Annotated in this window: 10 protein-coding genes; 2 read left to right on the plus strand and 8 right to left on the minus strand. The window is 72.2% G+C overall.

Annotated features, from left to right (window positions below; genetic code table 11):
* Window positions 1–106 precede the first annotated feature (106 nt).
* The 5 genes from ACWCPN_RS17090 to ACWCPN_RS17110 form a co-directional block, all read right to left on the minus strand.
* Window positions 107–2,236 carry a 3-hydroxyacyl-CoA dehydrogenase NAD-binding domain-containing protein gene (locus ACWCPN_RS17090; RefSeq protein WP_451206573.1) on the minus strand — a complete coding sequence of 710 codons (2,130 nt, stop codon included), beginning with the start codon at window positions 2,234–2,236 and terminating at the stop codon, window positions 107–109.
* Window positions 2,233–3,450, minus strand: a complete 1,218-nt coding sequence (locus tag ACWCPN_RS17095) for a thiolase family protein (RefSeq protein WP_451206576.1) — start codon at window positions 3,448–3,450, stop codon at window positions 2,233–2,235. The genes ACWCPN_RS17090 and ACWCPN_RS17095 overlap by 4 nt, the downstream gene beginning before the upstream one ends.
* A gap of 467 nt (window positions 3,451–3,917) precedes the next feature.
* Complete coding sequence (locus tag ACWCPN_RS17100) at window positions 3,918–5,207, minus strand: ribonuclease D (RefSeq protein WP_451206579.1); 1,290 nt, start codon at window positions 5,205–5,207, stop codon at window positions 3,918–3,920.
* Window positions 5,208–5,362: 155 nt separating this feature from the next.
* Complete coding sequence (locus ACWCPN_RS17105; protein WP_365127676.1) at window positions 5,363–6,025, minus strand: response regulator transcription factor; 663 nt, start codon at window positions 6,023–6,025, stop codon at window positions 5,363–5,365.
* Between the two features lie 280 nt (window positions 6,026–6,305).
* Window positions 6,306–6,983: a DUF3000 domain-containing protein gene (locus tag ACWCPN_RS17110; protein WP_451206582.1), complete on the minus strand. Its 678-nt coding sequence runs from the start codon at window positions 6,981–6,983 to the stop codon at window positions 6,306–6,308.
* Between the two features lie 96 nt (window positions 6,984–7,079).
* Between ACWCPN_RS17110 and hemE the strand changes: the two genes are divergently transcribed.
* A complete protein-coding gene (hemE, locus tag ACWCPN_RS17115) occupies window positions 7,080–8,147 on the plus strand; it encodes a uroporphyrinogen decarboxylase (RefSeq protein WP_199212479.1) in 1,068 nt (355 codons plus the stop codon).
* Between the two features lie 28 nt (window positions 8,148–8,175).
* Here hemE and ACWCPN_RS17120 read toward each other — a convergent pair whose 3' ends face one another.
* Window positions 8,176–9,000: a rhomboid family intramembrane serine protease gene (locus tag ACWCPN_RS17120; RefSeq protein WP_392293381.1), complete on the minus strand. Its 825-nt coding sequence runs from the start codon at window positions 8,998–9,000 to the stop codon at window positions 8,176–8,178.
* Window positions 9,001–9,122: 122 nt separating this feature from the next.
* On the opposite strand from ACWCPN_RS17120, the gene ACWCPN_RS17125 reads away from it, so the two are divergent.
* Window positions 9,123–9,383 (plus strand): hypothetical protein, encoded by a 261-nt coding sequence (locus ACWCPN_RS17125; RefSeq protein WP_393430246.1) that lies wholly within the window; start codon window positions 9,123–9,125, stop codon window positions 9,381–9,383.
* 4 nt (window positions 9,384–9,387) lie between these two features.
* Here ACWCPN_RS17125 and ACWCPN_RS17130 read toward each other — a convergent pair whose 3' ends face one another.
* Together ACWCPN_RS17130 and ACWCPN_RS17135 are read right to left on the minus strand one after the other, a co-directional pair.
* A complete protein-coding gene (locus tag ACWCPN_RS17130) occupies window positions 9,388–10,788 on the minus strand; it encodes an FAD-dependent oxidoreductase (protein WP_451206586.1) in 1,401 nt (466 codons plus the stop codon).
* A 52-nt stretch (window positions 10,789–10,840) separates the two neighbouring features.
* Window positions 10,841–11,794 carry a DUF4349 domain-containing protein gene (locus tag ACWCPN_RS17135; protein WP_451206589.1) on the minus strand — a complete coding sequence of 318 codons (954 nt, stop codon included), beginning with the start codon at window positions 11,792–11,794 and terminating at the stop codon, window positions 10,841–10,843.
* Window positions 11,795–11,804 lie beyond the last annotated feature (10 nt).

Genomic DNA, 11,804 nt, shown 5'->3' on the forward strand with positions numbered 1-11,804 from the left:
CCGCCGCCTCACCGGTCCCGGTGAAAGAGGTGTGGGGCGACAGCGTGACCGGCCACAGCCGGTCCGCGGTCGCCCCACACCTCTCAGGCTTCCCGGACGGGAGCGCTTACGCGGGCACGCTCGCCACGCCCGCCTCCAGGAACCGCTTCCCGTTCACCCGCTCGGAGACACCCTCGCGGTCCAGGTACGGCGTGATGCCGCCCAGGTGGAAGGGCCAGCCGGCGCCCGTGATCAGGCAGAGGTCGATGTCCTGGGCCTCGGCGACGACGCCCTCGTCGAGCATCAGCCCGATCTCCTGCGCCACCGCGTCCAGGACGCGGTCGCGGACCTGCTCCTCGGTCAGGACGGTGTCGCCCTGCTTCAGCAGCGCGGCGACCTCCGGGTCCAGCTCCGGCTTGCCGCTGTCGTAGACGTAGAAGCCGCGCTTGCCCGCCTTGACGACGGCCGCGAGGTTCGGGGAGACCGTGAAGCGGTCCGGGAAGGCCCGGTTGAGGGTCTCCGAGACGTGCAGACCGATCGCCGGGCCGACCAGCTCCAGCAGCACCAGCGGGGACATCGGCAGACCGAGCGGCTCGATGGCCTTCTCGGCGACCTCGACAGGGGTGCCCTCGTCGATGACGTTCTGGATCTCGCCCATGAAGCGGGTGAGGATGCGGTTCACGACGAACGCCGGGGCGTCCTTGGTGAGGACCGCGGTCTTCTTCAGCTTCTTGGCGACGGCGAACGCGGTCGCGAGGGACGCGTCGTCCGTCTTCTCGCCGCGGACGATCTCCAGCAGCGGGAGGATCGCGACCGGGTTGAAGAAGTGGAAGCCGACGACCCGCTCGGGGTGCTTCAGCTTCGACGCCATCTCCGACACCGACAGCGAGGACGTGTTGGTGGCGAGGATCGCGTGCGCCGGGGCGACCGCCTCGACCTCCGCGAACACCTGCTGCTTGACGCCGATCTCCTCGAACACGGCCTCGATGACGAAGTCGGCGTCCGAGAAGCCCTCGGCCTTGTCCAGGACACCGGTGACCAGCGCCTTGAGGCGGTTGGCCTTGTCCTGGTTGATCCGGCCCTTGCCGAGCAGCTTGTCGATCTCGGCGTGGACGTAGCCCACACCCTTGTCGACGCGCTCCTGGTCGATGTCGGTCAGGACGACCGGCACCTCGAGGCGGCGCAGGAAGAGCAGGGCGAGCTGCGAGGCCATCAGACCGGCGCCGACGACACCGACCTTGGTGACCGGGCGGGCCAGGTTCTTGTCCGGGGCGCCGGCGGGTCGCTTGCCGCGCTTCTGGACGAGGTTGAAGGCGTAGATGCCGGAGCGCAGTTCGCCACCCATGATCAGGTCGGCGAGGGCCTTGTCCTCGGCGTCGTAACCCTGCTGCAGGTCGCCGTTCTTGGCGGCCTCGATGATCTCCAGGGCCCGGTAGGCGGCCGGGGCCGCGCCGTGCACCTTGCCGTCGGCGATGGACCGGCCGCGGGCGACGGACTGGTCCCAGGCCTCGCCGCGGTCGATCGCCGGGCGCTCGACGGTGACGTCGCCCTTGAGGACGTTCGCCGTCCAGACGAGGGACTGCTCCAGGAAGTCGGCACCCTCGAAGAGGGCGTCGGCGATGCCCAGTTCGAAGACCTGCTTGCCCTTGAGCTGCTTGTTCTGGTTGAGGCTGTTCTCGATGATCACCGAGACGGCCTTCTCCGCGCCGATCAGGTTCGGCAGCAGCGCGCAGCCGCCCCAGCCGGGGACCAGGCCGAGGAAGACCTCGGGCAGGGAGAACGCCGGGATCGCCTTGGAGACGGTCCGGTAGGAGCAGTGCAGGCCGACCTCGACGCCGCCGCCCATGGCCGCGCCGTTGTAGTACGCGAAGGTCGGGACCGCGAGGCCCGCGAGGCGCTTGAAGACCTCGTGGCCGCCCTTGCCGATGGCGAGTGCGTCCTCGTGGTTCTTCAGCAGCTCGACACCCTTGAGGTCGGCGCCGACCGCGAAGATGAACGGCTTGCCGGTGATGCCGGCGCCGACGATGTCACCGGCCGCGGCCTCCGCCTCGACCTGGTCGATCGCGGTGTTGAGGTTCGCCAGCGAGGCCGGACCGAAGGTGGTCGGCTTGGTGTGGTCGAAGCCGTTGTCGAGGGTGATGAGCGCGAAGCGCCCCGCACCGAACGGCAGGTCGAGGTGGCGTACGTGCGCGGACGTCACGACCTCGTCGGGGAACAGCTCGGCCGCACCCTTCAAAAGCTCAGCGGTGGTGCTCACTTGTCCCCCTCGAAGTGCGGGTTCTCCCAGATGACCGTCGCGCCCATGCCGAAGCCGACGCACATGGTGTTCAGGCCGTAGCGGACGTGCGGCTGCTCCTCGAACTGGCGGGCCAGCTGCGTCATCAGACGGACGCCGGAGGAGGCCAGCGGGTGGCCGTAGGCGATGGCTCCGCCGTACTGGTTGACGCGCGCGTCGTCGTCGGCGATGCCGTAGTGCTCCAGGAAGGCGAGGACCTGGACGGCGAAGGCCTCGTTGATCTCGAAGAGACCGATGTCGGAGATGGACAGCCCCGCCTGGGCGAGGGCCTTCTCCGTGGCCGGGATCGGGCCGTAGCCCATGACCTCGGGCTCGACGCCCGCGAAGGCGTAGGAGACCAGGCGCATCTTGACCGGCAGGTTGTTCTCGCGGGCGAAGTCCTCGCTCGCGATGATCGACGCGGTCGCACCGTCGTTCAGACCGGCCGCGTTGCCCGCGGTGACCCGGCCGTGGACGCGGAACGGCGTCTTGAGGCCCGACAGGTTCTCCAGGGTGGTGCCCGGGCGCATCGGCTCGTCGGCCGTGACCAGGCCCCAGCCGGTCTCGCCGGCCTCGGGGTTGGTGCGGCGCACCGAGACCGGCACCAGGTCCTGCTGGATCTTGCCGTCGGCGTACGCCTTGGCGGCCTTCTCCTGCGAGCGCACGGCGTACTCGTCGGCGCGCTGCTTGGTGATGGTCGGGTAGCGGTCGTGCAGGTTCTCGGCGGTCATGCCCATGAACAGGGCGGACTCGTCGACCAGCTTCTCGCTCACGAAGCGCGGGTTCGGGTCCACGCCCTCGCCCATCGGGTGGCGGCCCATGTGCTCCACGCCACCGGCGATGACGGCGTCGTAGGCGCCGAACGCGATCGAACCGGCGGTGGTCGTCACGGCGGTCAGGGCGCCGGCGCACATGCGGTCGATCGAGTAGCCGGGGACGGACTGCGGCAGGCCCGCGAGGATGCCGGCCGTGCGGCCGAGGGTCAGGCCCTGGTCACCGATCTGGGTGGTCGCCGCGATGGCGACCTCGTCGATCTTCTTCGGGTCCAGACCCGGGTTGCGGCGCAGCAGCTCCCGGATCGCCTTGACGACGAGGTCGTCGGCCCTGGTCTCGTGGTAGATGCCCTTCGGGCCCGCCTTGCCGAACGGGGTGCGGACGCCGTCGACGAAGACGACGTCCCTGACGGTACGAGGCACGATGGCTCTCCTCCAGGTGCGGGATGCTGAGCGCTTGCTTACGGGCCATGCTACTTGTGAGTAACGTGACTGCCCAGCCCTCCCCCCGGCCGGAGCGGCGAACGTCACACCCGCGGGGCCGCCCGCGTCTGCGGAGCCCGGTGCCGATCCGCCGGGGCGCGCGGCCGGGCCCGCTCCCGTGTCCGCGGGTACGGAGGCCGTGACCCCTGCGAACAGGGCCCGCGCCCCGTCCGGGGCGCGGGCCCTCGGCCGCGGGACGGGACGCGTGGACACGGCCCCGGGATCTGGAAGCGGGGCGCGTGCACGCGCCCAGGATCTTGGCGTGATTTCGACGTCAGGGTTCCGGATCAGACGTCAGGGTTCTGGATCAGGCGTCAGGGTTCCGGATCAGACGTCAGGGTTCCGGATCAGGCGTCAGGGTTCCGGATCAGACGTCAGGGTTCCGGATCAGACGTCAGGGTTCCGGATCAGGCGGCCGTGCCGGCCAGCGCCGCCACCAGGACGGGGGTCACCTGATCCACCTGCCAGGGCCGCGCACCGTATCCGGCCAGCGCGTCCGCCACCGTCCCGGCGTCCACCGCGGCCGGCGGCTCCCAGCACACCCGCCGCACGGTGTCGGGGGAGACCAGGTTCTCCTGCGGCATGCCGAGCTGCTCGGCCAGCGCCGACACCCCCGCCCGCGCGGCCGACAGCCGGGCCGCCGCGGCGGGGTCCTTGTCGGCCCACGCCCGCGGCGGCGGCGGTCCGGTGACCTGTTGCCCCGGCTGGGGCAGCTGCGCCTCGGGCAGCGCCTTCGCCCGGTCGACCGCCGCCTGCCACTGCTCGAGCTGACGGCGTCCCACCCGGTGCCCGAACCCGTTCAGCGCGGCCAGCGCGTGCACGTTGGCCGGAAGCGAGAGCGCGGCCTCCACGATGGCCGCGTCCGACAGCACCTTGCCCGGTGAGACGTCCCGCCGCTGCGCGATCCGGTCCCGCGTCTGCCACAGCTCCCGCACGACGGCGAGCTGCCGGCGCCGCCGCACCTTGTGCATCCCGGACGTGCGGCGCCAGGGGTCCTTGCGGGGTTCGGCGGGCGGCGCCGCCGCGATCGCCCCGAACTCCTGGAGCGCCCAGTCGAGCTTGCCCTGCCGGTCCAGCTCCTTCTCCAGGGCGTCCCGCAGGTCCACGAGGAGTTCGACGTCCAGGGCGGCGTAGCGCAGCCAGGGCTCCGGCAGCGGCCGGGTCGACCAGTCGACGGCGGAGTGGCCCTTCTCCAGGACGAAGCCGAGCACGCCCTCGACCATGGCGCCGAGACCGACCCGGGGGAACCCGGCGAGCCGGCCGGCCAGCTCGGTGTCGAACAGCCGGGTCGGGACCATGCCTATCTCCCGCAGGCAGGGCAGGTCCTGGGTGGCCGCGTGCAGCACCCACTCGACGCCGGTCAGCGCCTCGCCCAGACCGGAGAGGTCGGGACAGGCGACGGGGTCGATGAGCGCGCTGCCCGCGCCCTCGCGGCGGAGCTGTACCAGGTAGGCGCGCTGGCCGTAGCGGTATCCGGACGCTCGCTCGGCGTCGACGGCGACGGGGCCGGAGCCGGCGGCGAAGGCCGCGATCACCTCGGCGAGCGCGGCCTCGTCGGCGATCACGGGCGGAATGCCCTCACGGGGTTCGAGCAGCGGAGTCGGCGCCCCCAGCACAGAGGCCCCGGCGTCGTCCGGAGGGGTGCCCCCGGTGGTGCGCACGGAACTGTCTGCTGCGGTCTCTTGGGCGTCGGTCACCTGTCAAGGGTATCCGTGTGTGCACGGCGCCCGTCGACGGAACGTTCCGTCGACGGGCGCCGCAGGGTCGTAAACCAGTCAGGCCGGTGAAACTTCCGGTTCATATGAGTGAACGGATGCTGCGCTCACGAGGCGTACGGAGGAGTCGGTGGGGGTCAGTGGATGATGCCGGTCCGCAGGGCCACGGCCACCATGCCGGCGCGGTCGCCGGTGCCGAGCTTGCGGGCGATACGGGCCAGGTGGCTCTTCACGGTCAGCGCGGACAGGCCCATCGAGACGCCGATCGCCTTGTTGGACTGGCCTTCGGCGACCAGGCGGAGCACCTCGACCTCCCGTCCGGACAGCTCGCGGTAGCCGCCCGGGTGGCTCGGGGCACCCGGGGGGCGGCGGTGCATACGGCCGGGCCCGGCGCCGAGGGGAGCGGCGCCGGGCCGGGTGGGGAGGCCGATGTTGGTTCGGGTTCCGGTGACGACGTAGCCCTTGACCCCGCCCGCGAGGGCGTTGCGGACGGCGCCGATGTCGTCGGCGGCCGAGAGCGCCAGCCCGTTGGGCCAGCCCGCGGCACGGGTCTCGGACAGCAGGGTCAGGCCGGAGCCGTCGGGCAGATGGACGTCGGCGACGCAGATGTCGCGGGGGTTGCCGATGCGGGGACGAGCCTCCGCGACGGACGAGGCCTCGATCACGTCGCGCACACCGAGGGCCCACAGATGGCGGGTGACGGTGGAACGGACGCGCGGGTCGGCCACGACCACCATGGCGGTCGGCTTGTTCGGGCGGTAGGCGACCAGGCTTGCGGGCTGCTCGAGGAGAACGGACACCAGGCCTCCTGGGTGGGGGGACGGGGCCGGCTTGTGGGGAGGAAGCCGGGACAAACGTGCTTTCAGGGTCACAGTCGTCTTCGGCAGCAGAGGCGTGCGCCTTTAGAGAATGATCACGATCTAGTGAGTAACAATCCGTTCAATTCGGACAGGCGATCGATCATCCGAAGATCGAATCGGTTCGAGCCGATGCGATTCGAGGTCAGAAAGTGGCCGTATCGACAAAGAGAGAGTCAATAGGCCGCCCAAGAGGATGAATCCGGTACGTCCGGCGCTCAGGTCACCGTGACTGCGGACCCCTGCGCTGCGGCAGGGTCACCACCGAGGCGTCCCCCGGACCGGCCGGCGGAAGACCGCCGACCTGGGCCAGCAGATCGCACCACGAGGCCAGGTGCGCGGCCGTGTCCGGTGCCCCGCCGTGCCCCTCGCGCGGCGTCCAGGAGGCGCGGATCTCGATCTGGGAGGCGGCCGGGCGCGCGGACAGCCCGCCGAAGTAGTGCGAACTCGCGCGCGTGACGGTGCCGCTCGGCTCGCCGTACGTCAGGCCGCGGGCCTGGAGCGCCCCGGTCAGCCACGACCAGCAGACCTCGGGCAGCAGCGGGTCGGCCGCCATCTCCGGCTCCAGCTCGGCGCGCACCAGCGTCACCAGCCGGAAGGTTCCGTGCCAGGCGTCGTGCCCGGCCGGGTCGTGCAGCAGCACCAGCCGTCCGTCGGCCAGGTCCTCGTCGCCGTCGACCACCGCGGCCTCCAGCGCGTACGCGAAGGGCGCGAGCCGCTGCGGGGCGGGCGTCGCCTCCACCTCGATCTGCGGCCGCAGCCGCGCGGTGCGCAGCGCGTCGACCGCGGCCCGGAACGCCGGCGGCGCCGCCGTCCCTGTCCGGCCCTCCGCCTGAGCGGAGTCCTTCGTATCGTCCATTCCGTCAGCGCCGTCCGACGATCGTCCCTGAGCCGCAGCCATGCGGGGAAGAGTAAGGGGAACAGCGCCCCGGTGCAGGGAGGACACCCCTGAGGGCGGCCGCACTTCTCGCTTCGCGGCCGTGCGAGACTTGCCGACGTGAGTGCCAACGGAAGCCCCACGGGCAAGCAGCCGACCGCTACGTACGACAGCGCCTTCCTCAAGGCGTGCAGGCGTGAACCCGTGCCGCACACCCCCGTGTGGTTCATGCGCCAGGCCGGCCGCTCGCTGCCCGAGTACCGAAAGGTGCGCGAGGGCGTCCCGATGCTCGAGTCCTGCATGCGGCCCGAGCTGGTCACCGAGATCACGCTGCAGCCGGTGCGCCGGCACAACGTGGACGCGGCGATCTACTTCAGCGACATCGTCGTCCCGCTCAAGGCCATCGGCCTCGACCTGGACATCAAGCCCGGCGTCGGCCCGGTCGTGGAGCAGCCCGTGCGCACCCGCGCCGACCTGGCCCGGCTGCGCGACCTCACGCCCGAGGACGTCTCCTACGTCACCGAGGCCATCGGCCTGCTCACCCGCGAGCTGGGCGGGACCCCGCTGATCGGTTTCGCCGGGGCGCCGTTCACCCTGGCGAGCTACCTGGTCGAGGGCGGCCCGTCGCGCACGTACGAGAACGCCAAGGCGATGATGTACGGCGACCCGCAGCTCTGGGCCGACCTGCTGGACCGCCTCGCGGACATCACGGCCGCGTTCCTGAAGGTGCAGATCGAGGCGGGCGCCTCGGCGGTCCAGCTCTTCGACTCCTGGGTCGGCGCGCTGGCCCCGGCCGACTACCGGAAGTCGGTCATGTCCGCCTCGGCGAAGGTGTTCGACGCCGTCGCCGGCTACGGCGTCCCGCGCATCCACTTCGGCGTCGGCACCGGCGAACTGCTGGGGCTGATGGGCGAGGCCGGCGCCGACGTGGTCGGCGTCGACTGGCGCGTCCCGCTGGACGAGGCCGTCCGCCGCGTCGGACCCGGCAAGGCGCTCCAGGGCAACCTGGACCCGACGGTGCTGTTCACCGACAAGGACACCGTCGAGGCCCGGGCCGGCGAGGTGCTCGACGCGGCCGCCGGTCTGGAGGGCCACGTCTTCAACCTCGGCCACGGCGTCATGCCGAACACCGACCCGGACGCGCTCACCCGGCTCGTGGACTACGTCCACACCCGCACGGCCCGCTGAGCGCGGCCGCGCACCGTACGCCCACCGCTCACCACACCTGACGGGGCCGCGCCTGCCTGCCGAACACCAGGCGGCGCGGCTCCGGCGGTGGCGGCGTGCCCGGTTTGAGCGGCCAGGCCAGCAGCATGCCCACCACGAAGCCGACCACGTGGGCCGAGTAGGCCACCGTCCCGGCGCCGGACACCCCGTGCCCGGACGAGTACACCGCCTGCAGCCCGAACCAGAAGCCCAGCACCAGCCAGGCGGGCAGCCGCAGCGGCAGGAAGACCAGGAACGGCACCAGCACCCAGACCCGCGCCCGCGGATACAGCACCAGATAGGCGCCCAGCACACCGGCGATCGCGCCGGACGCGCCGATCAGCGGGTCGGCGGAAGTGGCGTTGAGCAGCGCGAAGCCGTAGCCGGCCGCGTAGCCGCAGAAGACGTAGAAGAGGAAGAAGCGGATGTGACCCATCCGGTCCTCGACGTTGTTGCCGAAGATCATCAGGAACAGCATGTTGCCCAGCAGGTGCAGCCAGCCGCCGTGCAGGAACATCGCGGTGAACACGGACAGCGCCGGGGACTTGTCGTAGCCGGGCGCCGCCACCACGCACCCGGGGCCGTGCGGGCCCACGCCCACGCCGCCGGTCGGGACCACCCGGGGCAGCTGATGGTGGATCAGCTCCCTCGGGACCGCCGCGTAGTGGTCCATGAAGGCCTGCACGTGGCAGAGCTGCGCCAGTTCGCTCGAACCCGGCATCGAACCGAGGGTGCCGGGGGTGACGAGGAAGACGAGGACGTTGGCGGCGACGAGGGCGTACGTGACATAGGGGGTGCGGCGCGCCGGGTTCACGTCATGGACGGGGATGACCACACAGAAGTACTGCCCGGGATACGGCGCGTGAATCGGTGAACGCCGGCGGGCGCGGCCGCGTATGTCCTCTCAACCGACGTGAGGATCAGGCGATGAGTGCGAACGCTCCGCAGGTGACCGCGATGCAGGCGCTGCCCGACGGCGAGGCCGAGCTGTCCTTGGTGATAAGGCTCCCCTGGGAGGACGTCGCCCGGCTCGGTCAGGAGGCCGGGCGGCTGGCGGCGCAGATGCAGCGGCCGGTGACGCTGGACGAGGCGGTGAGCTACCGGCTGCGGTCCACCCGGCCGTCCGCCTCGCACGCCAAACCCGCGGGGGAGCAGCCCGCGGCCGTGACGGCCGGCGGGGGCGTCACCTCCCTGCCGCGGATCAGCACCACGGCCTGACCGCCTACCGCTGGGAGGCCCGCACCTTCGCCGCCGCCTTTCTCGCCGCCACCAGGACCGGGTCCCACACCGGTGAGAAGGGCGGGGCGTACCCGAGATCCAGGGCCGTCATCTGCTGCACCGTCATCTGCGCGGTCAGCGCCACCGCCGCGACGTCGACCCGCTTGCCGGCGCCCTCCCGGCCGACGATCTGGACGCCGAGCAGCCGGCCCGTGCCCCGCTCGGCGAGCATCTTCACCGTCATCGGGGAGGCGCCGGGGTAGTAGCCGGCCCGGCTGGTGGACTCGATGACGACCGATTCGAACCGCAGGCCCGCCCGGTGGGCGTCCTTCTCGCGCAGACCGGTGCGGGCGATCTCCAGGTCGCAGACCTTGCTGACCGCGGTGCCGACCACACCCGGGAAGGTGGCGTAGCCGCCGGCCGCGTTGGTGCCGATGACCTGGCCGTGCTTGTTGGCGTGGGTGCCCAGCGGAACGTACTGCTCCTGTCCCGAGACCAGGTTCAGCACCTCGACGCAGTCGCCGCCCGCCCAGATGTCCTCGTGGCCGCGCACCCGCATCGCGAGGTCGGTGAGCAGGCCGCCGTGCGCGCCGAGGGGCAGCCCCGCCGCGCGGGCGAGGGAGGTCTCCGGGCGCACACCGATGCCCAGGACCACGATGTCCGCCGGGTACTCGGCGTCCTCGGTGGCCACCGCGCGGACCCGGCCGTCCTCGCCGGTGAGCAGCTTGGTCACCTCGGCGTCGTTCACCATGGTGATGCCGAGGCCCTCCATGGCCCCGTGCACCATCCGGCCCATGTCCGGGTCCAGGGTCGACATGGGCTCCTTGCCGCGGTTGACGACCGTCACCTCGAAGCCCCGGTTGATCAGCGCCTCGGCCATCTCGACGCCGATGTAGCCGGCGCCCACGACCACCGCGCGTCGGCCGGTCGCCCGCTCCAGCGAGTCCAGCAGCGCCTCGCCGTCGTCCAGGGTCTGCACCCCGTGCACGCCCGGCGCGTCCACGCCCGGCATGTCGGGGCGGACCGGGCGGGCGCCGGTGGCGATGACCAGCCCGTCGTACGAGGTCCACGACTCCGCGCCGGATTCGACGTCGCGCGCGCGTACCCGCCGCCCCGCCACGTCGATCCCGACGACCTCGGTACGCATCCGCAGGTCGATCCCGCGCGCGCGGTGCTCGGCCGGGGTGCGCGCGACGAGCTGGTCGCGTTCGGGCACGTCACCGCCCACCCAGTACGGGATCCCGCACGCCGAGTAGGAGCTGAAGTGGCCCCGCTCGAAGGCCACGATCTCCAGTTCGTCCGGGCCCGACATCCGGCGCGCCTGCGACGCCGCGGACATCCCCGCGGCGTCGCCGCCGATCACCACCAGCCGTCGCCTGCCGTCCCGCCCACCGTTCACGCTCATGTGAACACGCTACGGTGCGCGGCCATTTCGGTCCTGACCGGGCCCGCGCGCGTCAGTCCTGACCGGGCTCGCGCGCGGGACGCGCGTGCGGCAGCGGACCCGGCGCGGCCGTCGCCGGTGCGGGGACCGGCTCCGGGCGGCGCGGCAGCCGGGGCCGGACGAGCCGCGCCCACACCAGGGCCAGCAGCGCGGCGAGCGCGGCGAACGGCAGCAGCGCGCCCAGGACCAGGGCGATCCAGCGCAGCATCGTGACGAACGCGTGCCAGCCGCCCGACAGCGCGTCCACGAAGCCGGGCGTGCCGTCCTCGGCGGCCTTCTTCACGGGCGTCTCGGACAGCGACAGGGTGATGGTCGCCAGGCTGGTGCGGTCCTTCAGGGACGCCTGCTGGGCGAGCAGCGCCTCCAGGTCCGCCTCCCGGCTGCTCAGCTCGCCCTCCAGGGTGACGACGTCGCTCAGCTTGGTCGCCCGGTCCATCAGCGTCCGGATCCGGGCCACGCTCGCCCGCTGCGACCTGACCCGGCTGTCCACATCCACGACCTGGTCGGTGACGTCCCGCGCCTTCGCGGTGCGCTCGACGAGCCGGCCGGCGCCCTGCAGATCGCCGAGGACCTCGTCGTACCGCGCGGACGGCACCCGCAGCACCACGCGCGTGTACTCGTGGCCGTCGGAGTCCCGGCCGGTGTTCTCGCCGCCGACGTAACCGCCGGCGCTCTCCGCGGTCGTGCGGGCCTCCTCCAGCGCCTTGGGCACGTCCTTGACCTCGACCGTGAGGGAGGCGGTGCGGATGACGGCGCTCGGCACGGACGCGGGCGTCCGGCGGGCGGACTTCGCGTCCTCCGCCTTTCCGCCGGCGGCACCCGCCTGCCGCTCCGCGCCGTCCGCGGCGGACTTGGCGGAGCCGCCGCCCGAGTCGTCCGCGGCGCTGCATCCGGCCAGAGCCAGACAGGCGGCGAGCAGGACCCCGGACAGGGCCCGGACGGGTCGTACGGAACGTGGTGCGCGCATGGCGGTACCC

Source organism: Streptomyces sp. NPDC002386 (assembly GCF_053593175.1).